General features: G+C 66.5%; 15 protein-coding genes. 7 read left to right on the top strand and 8 right to left on the bottom strand.

Annotated features, from left to right (window positions below):
* Positions 1 to 77: 77 nt before the first annotated feature.
* Entirely contained in the window at positions 78 to 908 is an 831-nt protein-coding gene (locus QFZ61_RS05515) for an oxidoreductase (RefSeq protein ID WP_307034066.1), read from the top strand.
* Between the two features lie 53 nt (positions 909 to 961).
* On the opposite strand, the gene QFZ61_RS05510 is transcribed toward QFZ61_RS05515, so the two are convergent.
* On the bottom strand, positions 962 to 1858 hold the full coding sequence (locus tag QFZ61_RS05510; RefSeq protein ID WP_307034064.1) for a dihydrodipicolinate synthase family protein: 897 nt from the start codon (positions 1856 to 1858) through the stop codon (positions 962 to 964).
* A 240-nt stretch (positions 1859 to 2098) separates the two neighbouring features.
* Between QFZ61_RS05510 and QFZ61_RS05505 the strand changes: the two genes are divergently transcribed.
* From QFZ61_RS05505 to QFZ61_RS05490, 4 genes are all read left to right on the top strand, one after another.
* The gene (locus QFZ61_RS05505; RefSeq protein ID WP_307034062.1) at positions 2099 to 2305 is read left to right on the top strand and encodes a DUF2945 domain-containing protein; all 207 of its coding nucleotides are present in this window, start codon (positions 2099 to 2101) and stop codon (positions 2303 to 2305) included.
* A 5-nt stretch (positions 2306 to 2310) separates the two neighbouring features.
* Positions 2311 to 3507: an NAD(P)/FAD-dependent oxidoreductase gene (locus QFZ61_RS05500; RefSeq protein WP_307034060.1), complete on the top strand. Its 1197-nt coding sequence runs from the start codon at positions 2311 to 2313 to the stop codon at positions 3505 to 3507.
* 295 nt (positions 3508 to 3802) lie between these two features.
* The gene (locus QFZ61_RS05495; protein ID WP_307034058.1) at positions 3803 to 4006 is read left to right on the top strand and encodes a hypothetical protein; all 204 of its coding nucleotides are present in this window, start codon (positions 3803 to 3805) and stop codon (positions 4004 to 4006) included.
* Positions 4007 to 4109: 103 nt separating this feature from the next.
* Entirely contained in the window at positions 4110 to 4841 is a 732-nt protein-coding gene (locus QFZ61_RS05490) for an SDR family NAD(P)-dependent oxidoreductase (RefSeq protein ID WP_307034057.1), read from the top strand.
* Between the two features lie 100 nt (positions 4842 to 4941).
* Here the strand turns inward: QFZ61_RS05490 and QFZ61_RS05485 are convergent, their stop codons facing one another.
* The 5 genes from QFZ61_RS05485 to QFZ61_RS05465 all read right to left on the bottom strand — a co-directional run bounded on the left by QFZ61_RS05485 (position 4942) and on the right by QFZ61_RS05465 (position 9691).
* The gene (locus tag QFZ61_RS05485; protein WP_307034055.1) at positions 4942 to 6054 is read right to left on the bottom strand and encodes an FAD-binding oxidoreductase; all 1113 of its coding nucleotides are present in this window, start codon (positions 6052 to 6054) and stop codon (positions 4942 to 4944) included.
* A 64-nt stretch (positions 6055 to 6118) separates the two neighbouring features.
* On the bottom strand, positions 6119 to 7171 hold the full coding sequence (locus QFZ61_RS05480) for a Gfo/Idh/MocA family oxidoreductase (protein WP_307034053.1): 1053 nt from the start codon (positions 7169 to 7171) through the stop codon (positions 6119 to 6121).
* Positions 7172 to 7951, bottom strand: coding sequence for an amino acid ABC transporter ATP-binding protein (locus tag QFZ61_RS05475; RefSeq protein WP_307034051.1), 780 nt, complete (start codon positions 7949 to 7951; stop codon positions 7172 to 7174).
* Positions 7948 to 8736, bottom strand: coding sequence for an amino acid ABC transporter permease (locus QFZ61_RS05470; protein ID WP_307034049.1), 789 nt, complete (start codon positions 8734 to 8736; stop codon positions 7948 to 7950). Before QFZ61_RS05470 ends, QFZ61_RS05475 begins: the two co-directional genes overlap by 4 nt.
* Positions 8737 to 8851: 115 nt before the next feature.
* Complete coding sequence (locus QFZ61_RS05465) at positions 8852 to 9691, bottom strand: ABC transporter substrate-binding protein (protein WP_307038016.1); 840 nt, start codon at positions 9689 to 9691, stop codon at positions 8852 to 8854.
* A gap of 210 nt (positions 9692 to 9901) precedes the next feature.
* Here QFZ61_RS05465 and QFZ61_RS05460 point away from each other — a divergent pair, with 210 nt between their 5' ends.
* Complete coding sequence (locus tag QFZ61_RS05460; RefSeq protein ID WP_307034047.1) at positions 9902 to 10966, top strand: LacI family DNA-binding transcriptional regulator; 1065 nt, start codon at positions 9902 to 9904, stop codon at positions 10964 to 10966.
* A gap of 82 nt (positions 10967 to 11048) precedes the next feature.
* Positions 11049 to 11549: a MarR family winged helix-turn-helix transcriptional regulator gene (locus QFZ61_RS05455; RefSeq protein ID WP_307034045.1), complete on the top strand. Its 501-nt coding sequence runs from the start codon at positions 11049 to 11051 to the stop codon at positions 11547 to 11549.
* A 30-nt stretch (positions 11550 to 11579) separates the two neighbouring features.
* Here the strand turns inward: QFZ61_RS05455 and QFZ61_RS05450 are convergent, their stop codons facing one another.
* On the bottom strand, positions 11580 to 12902 hold the full coding sequence (locus QFZ61_RS05450; RefSeq protein WP_307034043.1) for an APC family permease: 1323 nt from the start codon (positions 12900 to 12902) through the stop codon (positions 11580 to 11582).
* Between the two features lie 64 nt (positions 12903 to 12966).
* Positions 12967 to 13275: an MmcQ/YjbR family DNA-binding protein gene (locus tag QFZ61_RS05445; protein ID WP_307034041.1), complete on the bottom strand. Its 309-nt coding sequence runs from the start codon at positions 13273 to 13275 to the stop codon at positions 12967 to 12969.
* Between the last annotated feature and the right edge of the window lie 18 nt (positions 13276 to 13293).

Raw genomic sequence — 13293 nt, 5'->3', positions numbered from 1 at the left:
GGGCGCAGCCGCCGGCGGGTCTGCCGTCCGCCGTCGTTCTCGTGTTGGATAAGTAGAACCAGCGAAAGGACCCCCCAATGGCAACCTGGCTCATCACTGGATGCTCGACCGGTCTCGGCCGGGCCCTCGCAGAAACGGTCCTTGCCCGCGGCCACCGTGCGGTAGTCACCGCGCGGAACACCGAGACGCTGCACGAGCTCGGGGCGGCCTACCCGGAGACGGCGCTGGCACTCCCCCTCGATGTCACCGACCGGGAGCAGATCACAGCTGCGGTGCAGCAGGCGCAGGCCCGTTTCGGCGCTGTCGATGTGCTGGTCAACAATGCCGGGTACGGATACCGAGCGGCAGTTGAGGAAGCAGACGACGCCGACATCCGGCGATTGTTCGACACCAACGTTTTTGGTGCCATCGACATGATCAAGGCGGTCCTCCCGGACATGCGCGCCAGACGGGCCGGATCCATTCTCAACATCTCCTCGATCGGCGCCCGGATTAGTCCGGCCGGGTCCGGATACTACTCCGCCACCAAGGCTGCCCTGGAGGGCCTCTCGGGGTCCCTGCGGAAAGAACTGCAGCCGCTGGGCATCAACGTCACCGTCGTGGAACCGGGCGCGTTCCGGACAGACTTTGCCGGCCGGTCGCTGACCCAGTCGGCGACGCCGATCGAGGACTATGCGGACACCGCCGGCAGGCGCCGCAAAGAGCATGACACCATCCACGGCACCCAGCCGGGCGACCCCGCCAAGGCGGCGGAAGCCATCCTGGCCGTCGTCGAAAGCGAGAACCCGCCGGCCCTGCTGGTGCTCGGTGAGGATGCGTTCGACGCCTTTGGTGCCGTTGCGCAGGCCGAACGCGCGGACCTGGACCAGTGGCGGGACGTCAGCGTGAGCACAGCCATCGAGGACTGAAGCCTTCTTCCGGGCGTGCGGGATCCGTGGTGCGGACACCGTGTATGTCCGGGTTAGTCGGCCAGTCCGAGTTCGTCGACGACGGCGGCAACAAGGGCCCGCTCCCGCCCTGTCAGCCCCAGGATGGGCAGAGGCAGGCTTGCCTGTGGCGCCAGCCCCAGGTGTTCGGCGATTGCTGCCACGACTCGGATGCTGCCGCCGAACTCGGCGAACAACCGCCACAGCGGCGCCAGCCGTTCGGACTCGGCCAGCGCCTCGGCGGGCCGCCCGTGCAGGGCGGCGCGGGTGATCCGTAACGCCACGGCTGGCAACGTGCCACCGATGACGGAGTACCAGGCGTCGCAGCCGGCCGCCAGCCCGGCGGCGGCCGCGGCGTCGCCGGAAACCCCGATGCTCACGCCGCCAGGGAGGGCCGCCCGGAGGTTCCGGAGCCTCGCCCGCGCCTGCTCGGGATCGGCCGGCAGGGCCGGAATCTTGATCGACGCGACCCCGGGCAGGGCGGCGATGCGTCCATAAAGTTCGGTGCTGAAGCTGAAGTGTGTGGTGCCCGGGTTGTCGTACACGATCACCGGTAGCGGGGAGTTCTCCGATACCGCGCGGAAGAGTTCGTAGACGTCGTCGTCCGTGAGCGGCTGATAGGTCATCGGGGCGAGCAACAGTCCGGCGGCCCCGGCCTGCTCGGCCTGCTCCGCGTTCGCGAGGACCTGCGAGGTCCGCAGCGCCCCAACGCCAACGAACACGGGCGTCCCGGCGGCATACTCGACAGCCAGCCGGGCGACCCGGCTCCGCTCCTGGCTGCTCAGGTAGGCGTAGGAGCCGGTGGAACCGAGCGCCGTGATCGAATCAACGTTTGCCTCGACCAGCCGTTCGACGAGGCGGACGAAGGCGGCCTCGTCGACCGCGTCATTCGCGAGGGGGGTCAGGGGGAAGGCACTCAGGCCGGTAAACATTCGTCCAACTCCTTGCCGGGAGCTTATGGCCATAAGGCCAAACGCCGTGGGCCTCATTCTAGGCAGGACAAGCGTCTCCAACGCGAACCGCAAAACGGGCACGGGGACCGTCAGTCCGAAAGCGGCGGCCAGTTGGCGGCGGGACCGGACGGTACCCAATAAAGCTCATCATGCTTACCATTGAGACTTCAGCGGCTGATCCCCCTGCGCTGCTGGACCCGACCTACCAGAGGAGCACCGATGTCGCTGAGCAAGGGAACTCCGGTGGAATGGAACACGTCCCAGGGCGCCACCCACGGCAAGATCGTAGAAAAGAAAGTCAGCGACTTTGAGCTGGACGGACACACCCACCGGGCCAGTGAGGATGAGCCGCAGTACGTGGTGGAGTCCGCGAAAACCGGCGCCCGGGCCGCGCACAAAGCCTCCGCCCTGACAGAGAAGAAGTAAAGGCCGTGGCCGGGCAGCACGAGGTCGTGATCATCGGCGGCGGCAACGCCGGCCTTTCCCTCGCGGGGCGCCTCCGCCGTTACGGGGTAAAGGATGTCGCCGTGGTCGAGCCGAAAGAGCAGCACTTCTTCCAGCCGCTGTTCTCCCACATCGCCGGCGGGCGCGCGAGCGCGTCGGAGGCAACCCGGCCGCAGCGTTCCGTTATGCCCCGCGGCGTGGAATGGGTCCGGGACAGCGTGGTGGACGTGGACCCGGCTGCCAGCACGGTGTCGCTGGCCTCCGGCGGGCAGCTTGGTTACGGGCATCTGGTGGTCTGCCCCGGCCTGCAGTTGGACTGGGGGAAGATCCCGGGCCTGGCCGAGGCCGTCCACTCCCCGGCCGGAGCGTCCCACTATGAGTTCGGCCTGGCAGCCAAGTCGTGGACACTTCTCAGCGCGCTCAAGTCCGGAACCGCCGTTTTTACCATGCCTGCCGGGCCGATCAAGTGCGGCGGCGCTGCACAGAAGCCGATGTATCTGGCGTGCGATTACTGGCGGGAGCAGGGCGTGCTGCAAGACATCCGCGTGGTGATGGTGCAGCCCTACCCCACGGTGTTCGGTGTGCCCGGCGTCGACGAAGAGCTGAACCGCAAGATTGCCGAGTACGGCATTGAGTTGCGGCTCAACAGCGAACTGGTTTCCGTGGATCCTGCGGCGCAGACCGCTCGCATCCAGGACCATGCGACCGGATCCACCGAGGAACTGCACTACGACGTGCTTAACGCCGTCCCGCCCCAGTCGGCCCCGGACTGGCTCAAGGCGACCAAGCTGCCCGCCGCGGGTGACGCCGGCGGCTTCGTTGAAGTGAATCCGCAGACTCTCCGGCACGCCAGGTTTCCAAACGTCTGGTCACTGGGGGACGCCGCGGCCACCACCAACTCGAAGTCCGGCGGCTCCCTGCGGAAGCAGACCAAGGTCCTCGCCAAGAACTTGGTGGCCGTCCGAAAGGGGAAGCCCTTGAAGCAGAAATACGACGGCTACTCCGTGTGCCCCTTCACGGTCTCCCGCTCGACGGTTGTCTTCGCGGAGTTCGATGACCAGTTCCAGCCCATGCCCACCATCCCCAAGGTGCCAACGTGGAAGGAGACCCGGCTGTCCTGGATCGTGGACCGCGACATTTTTCCCCAGATCTACTGGCGTCTGATCCTCAAGGGCCGCGCCTGACGTGGGTTGTGACGAGTCTCACCTGCAACAATCGCGATCTGGCTTGAGCCGTCAGCCCGGCGCTGTGCATGATGAAAAGGCAGACGGGGCATTAGTCCCCGGCCTGCACAGCCCTCAGGTCCGCTTCTGACGCCCAACGTCGGACGCGGCCCGGGGGCACCATCCTGGTGGACGCAATGAGGCCAAACCGGTGAGCTCGCAGAGCCGCCACGGTCTCGGGTGTCCCGGTTGGTTACGGCGGCTCCGCATCGGTGCGGAGCCGGACATCCGGATTCAGAAATGGAAGCACTGAACAATGACGTTTGAAACTGCCAACACTGTCACCCACAAGCTCGTGGACCGCTCCACCATGCACCACGAGCTGGACGCCCTGGTCCACGACCTCTCGGTCCGCCACAACACCGCAAAGTCCAACATCGCGGTCCACGCCAGCGGCCCCAACACCTTTACGCTCAGCCTGAACCACGGCGCGGGCAACCTGGAGTCCGCCTCCGCCTAGCACCTCAACAAGCGCACAACGACGACGGCGGGAGGCTCCCGCCGTCGTCGTTTGCGTCCGGGGTGGTATCCGGAGTGCGGCCGGAGGGCCGATACTCGAAGCTATGGGTCGCATTTTCATTACGGGATCAACTGACGGACTCGGCCGGGCCACCGCGGAATCCTTGCTCCGGAACGGCCACGACGTCGTTGTACACGCACGCAGCGCCGAGCGCCTCACCGCGGTGCAGGACCTCCTTGACCGCGGCGCGACGGGAGTGATCGGGGACCTGTCGGACCTCGAGCAAACGCGCGCCGTCGCGGAACAGGTGAACCCGGGCGGGGCAGTGGACTCGGTGGTGCACAACGCCGGCGTGCTGCACGGACCGCAGATCCTGCAGGTCAACGTCTTCGCCCCCTACGTCCTCACCGCGCTGATCCCCCGCCCGCGCCGGCTGATTTATCTCAGCAGCGGTATGCACCGTGGCGGCCACGCCGCCTTCTCAGGCATCGCCTCGGGCGGCCGGGACCCGAGCGTCTCCTATTCGGACAGCAAGCTCTACGTCACCGCTCTCGCTGCCTACGTCGCCCGGGCCTGGCCGGACGTCCTCAGCAACGCCGTGGACCCCGGTTGGGTGCCTACGAAGATGGGCGGCCCGGGTGCGCCCGACGACTTGCGCCTAGGACATCTCACGCAGGTATGGCTCGCCACGAGTGAAGACCCGGAGGCGCTCACCTCCGGCGGCTACTGGCACCATCAGCGCCGGGCGAAAGCCCAACCCGCGGTGTATGACGAGCAGTTCCAGGACGAGCTGGTGGATCATCTGGCCCGGGCCACCGGAGTGCGTCTGGCCTGACCCGGCGGCGGCACCATCGACAAGCACTACGACGACGTCGGGTTGTTCCACCGCCGTCGTAGCGTTGCAGGCTCAGCCCGGGCTGCTCACCGAGCCTAGGTCAGGAGAAGCGCCCCGGCCGGAAGGTGGCAAGCATCGGGTGCTTCTTGCCGGTCACGATCTCGCCCGCGAGCAGTTCGCCGGCAATCAGGCCCAGCGTGGCGCCGGAGTGGGTAAAGGCCACGAAGCAGCCGGGCACCTGGCCGAGTTCGCCGAGGACGGGCTCGCCGTCGCCCGGGATGGGCTTGTACCCGATCTTCCAGGAGGCCGGCTTGAGCTCGGGGTTGCCGGCGATCAGCTTGGAGGCTTCGTCCGCGAGTTCCTGGACCACCTCGTCCGGGATGCTGAAGGTGCCGTCGGCGTGTTCGGTGATGTGCTCTTCGTACCAGTCATGGTCCAGGGCCAGGGTGTTGCCCGGGTTCGGCCGGACCGCGGCCCGGGGTGTGTTCAGCACGGCCCTGAGCCCGTGTTCCACGGTTTTGGTCAGCACCAGCATGGACACCGGCGACCCGTTGGGGATCTCGACGCCTAGCGGCGCAACAACGGAGGGGGTCGCGGCGCCGCACGCCACCAGCACCGCGTCCGCCGCGTAAGTCCCGCCGGCGGCCGTCTCGACACCGGTGGCCCGGCCGCCGTCGACCGTGACCGAGACCTTGCCGGCGTTGAGGACGAGTTCCCCGCCCAGGGCGTGGAACTCCTCCATCAGGAAGTCCACCAGCTCGGGCAGGCTGACCCAGCCCTCGCCGGGGTTGAAGATCGCGGCCTCCGGCACGGCCGCCGCGTCGATTCCGGGAGCCACCGCGGCAATCTGGTCTGGCTCGACGAGCTTGGAGTTGTACCCAATGGAAGTCTCGTAGTCGTGGCGGGCCTGCGTCGCGGACCGCTGGCCAGCGGCGTGCCACATCACGCCGCCGCCGAACTGCAGCCAGTCCCGGTCCGGGTCCGCGGCGAAGAGCGTGCGGTAGCGGTCCACGCCGGCGACGCGGAGCTGGTGGTACGGGGTGGATCGCTCACCGGCGGAGTTCAGCCAGGACAAGGAGCGGCCGGAGGCCCCGCTGGCCAGGCCTTGTTCGCTCAAAAGGACCACGGAGGCCCCTTCGCGCAGCAGATGGACAGCGGTGGAGACGCCGAGGATGCCGCCGCCGATGACGGCGACGCGTTTGGTGGAGGACATGGGTGTGGCCTTTCTTAAGGGTTGGCTTCAGGGTGCGCGGGACCTGGAGGGCCGCGCGGGGATGCTAGGCGAAGGCGCGGATGCTCTCGATGACTTTGAGCACCTCAAGGGATTCGCGGGGGTCAACCGGCAGCGGGCCGTTACCATCAAGCGCCGCTGCCAGCCGGCTATAGAACTCGGGATAAGCGCCCCTCCTGGCCGGGACGGGCACGGCGGCTGCGTCGACGCCGAGGACCCCCCAAGAGTCCTCGGGCTCGACACCGTAGGCGGAATCCGAGGGCAGCACCCCGTGGGCCAAGGTGCGTTCCTGGCTGTCGAGGCCGCGCTTGGTGTAGCCAGCCTCGGACCCGAGGACGTGGAAGCGCGGACCGGTCTGGGCCGCCATCCCGTTCATCCACAGCCGTGAACGGACACCGGACTCGTGGCGCAGGCTAACGAAAGCTTCGGTGTCACCGCCGTCGGGGTGACCGTGGTTGGCGGTCTCCCCGTAGCTCTCGGCCACCGGGCCGAACAGCTGGATGGCCTGGTCGATCAGATGGGCGCCGAGGTCGTTGAGGATGCCGCCGCCGTCGGACACTGCAGCCGTATCACGCCAGTTCCCGAACCCTTCCGGCCGCCACCATTCAAAGCGCGACTCAAAGCTGCGGACGTCACCGAGCGCACCGCCACGGAGCAACTCTTGAAGCGTTAGGAAGTCCGCGTCCCAGCGCCGGTTCTGGAACACCGTAAGCTGCACGCCGGCGTCAGTCGCCATGGAGATCAGGCCCTCTCCCTTGGCCGAGGTCGGGACGAAGGGCTTGTCCACCACGACCGACAGGCCCCGGGAGATCGCAGTTGCGGCGAGATCAAAGTGGGTCTGCGGAGGCGTGCCGAGGACGACAAGGTCGAGGTCCGCAGCGAGGGCGAACAGCGCCTCCGGCGACGCGAGAACCTTGGCGTCGGGGTAGAGTCGCGCCGCTTCCGCGGCCCGGTCCGGCTGGGAGGTAACGATGACATCCAGTGAGTAGCGCGGGTGGGCTGCGATCAGCGGTGCGTGGAAGACCTTGCCCGAGACGCCGAAGCCGACGACGGCGGTGCGGATGGGCGAGCCCGCGGTGCTTTCCTTCAACGTCTCCATTCAGAGCACCTCGGAGAGGAACCGCTGAAGCCGTTCGCTTTGGGGGTTGTCGAAGAGCTGGGCGGGGGTGCCGGATTCGACGACTTCGCCTTCGTCCATGAAGACCACCTGGTCCGCGACCTTCCGGGCGAAGCCCATTTCATGCGTGACCACCAGCATGGTCATCCCACGGCGGCCCAAGCCGGCCATCAGGTTCAACACGCCCTTGACCAGTTCCGGGTCCAGGGCGCTGGTGGCCTCGTCGAAGAGCATGACCTCAGGTTCCATAGCCAGGGCCCGGGCGATCGCGACGCGCTGCTGCTGGCCGCCGGAGAGGTCCCGGGGCCGGTGGTCGGCGCGTTCGGCCAGGCCGACCTCGGCGAGGCGGCGGCGGGCGCGTTCTCGGGCCTCGGCCTTGGGCATTCCCTTGACGCTCCAAAGGGCCAGTGCGACGTTCTCCAGGGCGGTATGGTCCGGGAAGAGATTGAAGTGCTGGAACACCATGCCAATGCGGGCCCGCAAAAGGTCAGGTTTGACGTGCAGGGCGCTTTCGCCTGCCAGGAGCACGTCCCCGCTCTTGGGCTCGTGCAGTCGGTTGACTCCGCGCAGCAGGGTGGATTTGCCGGAGCCGGAGGGCCCGATGATACAGGTGGTGGTTCCCGGCGCGACGCTGAGGCTGACATTGCGCAGCACCTCGATGTCGCCGTAGGCCATGGTGAGGTTTTTCAGTTCCAGGCTGGAGCCGTGGAAGGTCTCGATGTCCGGTGCGGTGTTCTTGGCGGTGTTGCTGGCGAGGCTCATGTGTTGCTCCCGGTGGTCAGCGGTGAGGCCGCGGCGAGTTCGTTGACTTCTTTGAGACCGCTGCTGGGGGCGGCGGGACGGCGGCGGCCGGTACGGAACCGGTTGTCGAAGTAGTTGACGAGGTGGGTCAGGGGCACGGTGATCACCAAGTAGAAGACCCCGGCCATCACCAGCGGTGAGAGGTTGCCGGAGAGGACGGCGGCGTCCTGGCCAACGCGGAAGAGTTCCCGTTCGGATACCAGGAGGCCGAGGAAGTAGACCAGCGAGGAGTCCTTCACGATCGCGATGAACTGGTTGACCAGCGCCGGCAGGACCCGGCGGACGCCCTGCGGCACGACCACCAAGGCCATGGACTTGGCGTAACTCATGCCCAGCGCCCGGCAGGCTTCGCCCTGGCCTTTGTCAACGCTCTGGATGCCGGCGCGGAAGATCTCTCCAATGTAGGCGCTGGCTATCAGGCTCAGGGCAATGATTCCCAGCGGGTAGGGCGAGGGGCCGAAGATCGACTGGCTGAAGCGCGCGAATCCCTGGCCAATCAGCAGGATAGTGAGGATTGCCGGGAGTCCGCGGAAGAGGTCCGTGTAGATCCGGGCGGGGACGCGCAGCCACCGGGAGGGAGAGATGCCCATGACGGCGATGACCATGCCGAGGACAACCCCGATGACAGTTGCGGCGAGGGAGATTATGAGGGTGTTGAGGAGACCGACTCCCAATAGCTGGGGCAGGACTTCAGCCATTGCGGCGAAGTCGAAGAAGGTACGGGCGATGGTGCTTAACCAGTCCATGGTTGCTCTCAGACGTAGGTTGCTTGTGGATCCTAGGCGGGCCGCGTAGGGCGGCCCGCCTGATTTGTTGCCGCGGGGCTAGCTGTTGGAGGTGTTCGCCTGGCGGTACGGCGGCTTATTTGCTTGAGGTGGGGGTGGGCGACGGGCTTGCCGCCTGCTCGGCCTTCGGCAGGTACTGCTTGGGCATCGGGGAGCCCGGGAACCACTTCTGGTACAGCTTTTTCCAGGTGCCGTCTTCCATCGCGGCGGCCAGTCCCTTGTTCAGTGCGTCCTTGAAGGCAGTCTTGCCCTTCGCCACGGCGAACCCGGCGGGGGCGTCAAAGGAGGGGATGTCCGCGGCGCTGACGAGCCCGTACTGGCTCTCGTACGCCTTGGCCGCCTCGTAGTCCAGGAAGTGGGCATCGACGGAACCGCTGTTTACGGCGGAGATTGCGGTGTTGTTGTCCGGGAAGCGCACCAGGCTGGCGGAGGTGAAGTTCTTCACGGCGTAGGCTTCCTGCAGCGTCCCCTGCACAACCCCGAGGCGCTTTCCGCCGAGGCCGTCGGCCCCGCTGATGCCGGACGTCGGCTTCGTGATGACCGTCAGGTAGCCGGCGAGGTAGCCGTCGGAGAAGTCAACCGTCTGCTTGCGCTTGTCCGTGATGCCGATGGCGGCGACGCCGGCGTCGAACTGGCCGTTGGCAACGGCGGAAAGCAGCCCGGAGAAGTCCTGGCCGGTGAAAACCACGTTGTCGACACCGGCGCGGTGGGCCACGTCCTTGAAGAGCTCGACGTCGAAGCCAGTGAAACTACCCTGCGCGTCGGTGAAAGTATAGGGCTTGGAATCGCCCAGGCTTGCGACACGGATGGTGCCGGCCTGGATCAGGCCGTACGGGTTGTCCGCGGGCGACGACGAGGCGGTGGAGGCCCCGCCGCAGCCGGACAGCGCGAGAACCGCGGCGACGGCGGCGGCCATGAGCGCCGCGGGGCGCAGTTTCTTTCCTGTGTTCACAGCATTTTCCAATCATGGGAGTGAGGCGCGGTCCGCGCCCGGCGGGAGGATGCGTCAATGGGGGTCTTGCTGAGTCCGGTCTCAATCCATACGATTGAGACCGGACTCACATCGATTGCTAGAAATGTAATCTAAGCCACAGACGGCGTCAAGGGTTCGCTACGAAAGGCCGTAATGAAAAGTGATCCTTCCCGCCGCCGAGATGTCACCGTCGCCGACGTCGCGCGGGCCGCTCAGGTTTCGAAGGCCCAGGCCGCGCGGGCTCTGGGCAACTATGGTGCAGTCAGCGATGACGTCCGGGAGCGGGTATTGGCCGCCGCCGAAGAGCTGGACTACCGCCCTAATGAACTGGCCCGCAGCATGAACACGGGTAAGTCCCATACGATCGGGGTTGTGGTCGGTGATATCGAAAATCCCCACTTCGGCCTGGCGACCCGAGGCATTTCGGACACCGCGAAGCGCAGCGGCTACAACGTCATTCTGGTCAACACGGATGAGGATACGGCCGCGGAGGTCGACGCCGTCGGGGTCCTGCTGGACAAGCGAGTGGACGGCTTGATCGTGGCGCCGGCGTCCTCCGTGGACACCCAGCACCTGCGGCGGGTCCACGAATCCGCCCGGCCCCTGGTGCTGCTGGACCGCAAAGCGCCGGGGCTCGACGTGGACACCATTGCCGTAGACATGGAGAACATCTCCTACCAGTCAACGAGCTACCTGATCGACGCCGGCCATCGCCGGATCGCCTTCATCTCCACGCTGCGGACGAACGAGCCGTACCACGATGGCATGGCACTGGAGTCGTCCCAGATTTCGGACCGGCGCGACGGGTTCAGACGGGCGTTCGCCGAGGCGGGCCTGCAACCGCCGGACGACCTGGTCCGACTGAACGCAGGCAGTGCCGAGTCGATCAGAAAGATCACCCGGGAACTGCTGCAGCGCCCTGATCCGGCGACGGCGATTATCGCTTCCGACGGCCTGATCGGTCTCAGTGTGGTCGAAGCCATCCAGGAGCTTGGCCTGTCGATTCCGGAGGAAGTTTCCTTCCTGATGTACGACGACTTTGCCTGGACCCGGTTGACGACGCCGCCGCTCACGGTCATCGCACAGCCGGTTTACGACATGGGCGCTGCGGCCGCTTCCGCCCTGATCCGGCAGATTGAGGGCCGACAGCCGTCCGCCGTAGTTCCGGAATTCAGGGCGGAACTGATCCGCAGGGGTTCGGTCGCGGCACCGAAATAGTCCGACGGCGGCTTTGGCCCGAGGACTGCGCTACCCTTTATTGCTTAGACGAACGTACAGCTAGGTTATCTAAGGAAATCGCGTGCATCCCTCCGGTGAGAGCGAAGGCTACTGGTACCCGGCCCGACGGGACGGCCAGCCCTCCGGCGTCGACGTCCTAAATGCGCTGCGGGACTACCGGGCGTCGGAGACGGCGATGCGGCGCCGCACCCGCGACTCCATGGCGATGGGCGAGACGGACCTGCTGGCGCTGCGCTACCTGCTGGAAGCGGAGACGGCCGGAGTACAGGTCCGGCCCAAAGAACTGGCCACCCGCCTGGGCATGACATCTGCGTCGATGACTGCCCTCGTCGACCGGATGGTGGCCAGCGGCTACATCACCCGCGAACCGCACCCCTCCGACCGGCGCGCCATCATCCTCCGGCCCACGCCCGGGGCGGACGAGGAAGTACGCCACACCCTGGGCCGGATGCACCAGCGGATGCTCGAAATTGCCAACTCCCTCACCCCCGAGGACGCACGCGCCGTGGTGGGCTTTCTGCTACGGATGCGTGAAGCCGTAGACACCATTGACGCGGGCTGACTGGCCCGGCCCCCTCCCGGCCTGGAGCGTCTAGTGCTTGGTGCGGGCCTTGGATGCGACCCACTTGGCAGCGAAGAAAAACACCAGGCCGACAAGCAAGAGCACGGCCGCCCGCCACCAGATGCCTGCATCCTGTTGCAACAGCAGCACCGCACACGAAGCCAATGCCAGGTACGGGACGACCGTGGGCGCCCGGAAGTGCTTGTGCTCTACCTTGTCCCTCCGAAGCACCAAAACCGCCGTGTTTGTACTGATGAAGACGAACAGGAGCAACAGCACGACCGTCTCCGCCAGTGATTCCAGGTCCCCGGTGGCGGTCAGCAACATGGCGGCAACGGTTGTGACGGCAATGGCGACCCAAGGAGTGCGGCGGTTCGGGAGCACACGCCCCAGGACGGCCGGCAGCAGTGACTGTTCCGCCATTCCAAAGGCCAGGCGGCTCGCCATGATCATGGTCAGGAGCGCGCCGTTGGCGACAGCGATCAGTGCAACCAGGCCGAAGAGCCAGTCCGGCACTCCGAAACCGGTCGCCTGCACCACCTGCAGCAACGGTCCGGAGGACTGGTTGAGCTCATCCGCCGGCAGTGCGATCGACGAGGCCAGGCCGATCAGGACGTAGATGCCGCCGGCGGTCAGCAACGCTCCAAAAAGCGCCTTCGGGTACACGCGGTGGACGTCCCGGACCTCTTCCGCCACGTTGGCCGACGTCTCGAAACCGACGAACGAGTAGTACGCCAGCAGGGCGGCAGCCAGGACTCCGGCCGCCGGAGAGACCTCGGGATTGAAGGCCACCACACGGGACGCGTCGCCGTCGCCGCGCCCGAACATCAGGCCCACCAGCACGATGACCAGCACCAGCCCGGACACCTCGATGACGGTCATGATGACGTTTGCTCGCACCGACTCCTTGACGCCCCGCGCGTTGAGCAGGCCGATCAGGAACAGAAATACCAGTGCCGCCGCGGTCGCGGGGACATCGAGGAAGGGCTTGAGGTAGTCCCCTGCGAATGCCAGACTCAATCCTGCCGCGCTGGTGACGCCCGCGGCCAGCATGCAGAAGCCGACGAGGAACGAGATGAGGGGCACTTTGAAAGCGCGTTCAGCGAAGACGGCGGCTCCCCCGGCTTTGGGGTACTTCGTTACGAGCTCCGCGTAGGAAGTGGCCGTCAGCAGCGCCAGAATCAAGGCCAGCGCCAACGGAATCCAAATTGCGCCGCCGACCTCGCCGGCGACTTTGCCCACCAGGGCGTAGATCCCCGCGCCCAGGACGTCACCGAGAATAAAAAGGTAGAGCAGCGGGCCGGTTATGGCCTGCTTCAGTTTCGACTTTGTTGGTTCGGTGACAGTTTCCATGGCCCAAGCCTATGCGTTCTGCACTTGGCGCCCTTACCAACGCCCTTCGCCCCCTGGTGCCGGATCAGGCCTGACGGCCGCCGGCCAAACGGTGGGATTCCGCCAGGAGTTCACCCAGCTCGTCGTCGTCTATCCGGTCCAGCCGCACCAACAGCAGCTGCGGTGACCGCTCGTGGTGCAGGGTCCAGAAGAAGGTATCCGGATCCGTAGCAGCGAGCGCGTCGCGTTCCTCTGTCTTGACCGTCAGTACGCCTTCCTCCCAGATCCGCGCCAGGAGCGTGGCGGCAAACCAGGCCGGCTGGCCCCAGCTGCGCCGTTCAACAACTCCCGGCAGGGCCAGGGCAGTGCGTCGGACGTCATCCTCAGTGGCCATGAGCCATGGTGGCACCGG

The organism is Arthrobacter sp. B3I4 (genome assembly GCF_030816855.1).
Classification (GTDB): domain Bacteria; phylum Actinomycetota; class Actinomycetes; order Actinomycetales; family Micrococcaceae; genus Arthrobacter.
The sequence above is the reverse complement of the archived record's forward strand: the minus strand, read 5'-3'. Positions and strand labels throughout refer to the sequence as shown.

Excerpts from the sequence above, each read along its gene's own strand:
- QFZ61_RS05515 (WP_307034066.1), top strand. The coding sequence starts at position 78 with ATGGCAACCTGGCTCATCACTGGATGCTCGACCGGTCTCGGCCGGGCC.
- QFZ61_RS05510 (WP_307034064.1), bottom strand. The coding sequence starts at position 1,858 with ATGTTTACCGGCCTGAGTGCCTTCCCCCTGACCCCCCTCGCGAATGAC.
- QFZ61_RS05505 (WP_307034062.1), top strand. The coding sequence starts at position 2,099 with ATGTCGCTGAGCAAGGGAACTCCGGTGGAATGGAACACGTCCCAGGGC.
- QFZ61_RS05495 (WP_307034058.1), top strand. The coding sequence starts at position 3,803 with ATGACGTTTGAAACTGCCAACACTGTCACCCACAAGCTCGTGGACCGC.
- QFZ61_RS05490 (WP_307034057.1), top strand. The coding sequence starts at position 4,110 with ATGGGTCGCATTTTCATTACGGGATCAACTGACGGACTCGGCCGGGCC.
- QFZ61_RS05485 (WP_307034055.1), bottom strand. The coding sequence starts at position 6,054 with ATGTCCTCCACCAAACGCGTCGCCGTCATCGGCGGCGGCATCCTCGGC.
- QFZ61_RS05480 (WP_307034053.1), bottom strand. The coding sequence starts at position 7,171 with ATGGAGACGTTGAAGGAAAGCACCGCGGGCTCGCCCATCCGCACCGCC.
- QFZ61_RS05475 (WP_307034051.1), bottom strand. The coding sequence starts at position 7,951 with ATGAGCCTCGCCAGCAACACCGCCAAGAACACCGCACCGGACATCGAG.
- QFZ61_RS05470 (WP_307034049.1), bottom strand. The coding sequence starts at position 8,736 with ATGGACTGGTTAAGCACCATCGCCCGTACCTTCTTCGACTTCGCCGCA.
- QFZ61_RS05465 (WP_307038016.1), bottom strand. The coding sequence starts at position 9,691 with ATGGCCGCCGCCGTCGCCGCGGTTCTCGCGCTGTCCGGCTGCGGCGGG.
- QFZ61_RS05460 (WP_307034047.1), top strand. The coding sequence starts at position 9,902 with ATGAAAAGTGATCCTTCCCGCCGCCGAGATGTCACCGTCGCCGACGTC.
- QFZ61_RS05450 (WP_307034043.1), bottom strand. The coding sequence starts at position 12,902 with ATGGAAACTGTCACCGAACCAACAAAGTCGAAACTGAAGCAGGCCATA.
- QFZ61_RS05445 (WP_307034041.1), bottom strand. The coding sequence starts at position 13,275 with ATGGCCACTGAGGATGACGTCCGACGCACTGCCCTGGCCCTGCCGGGA.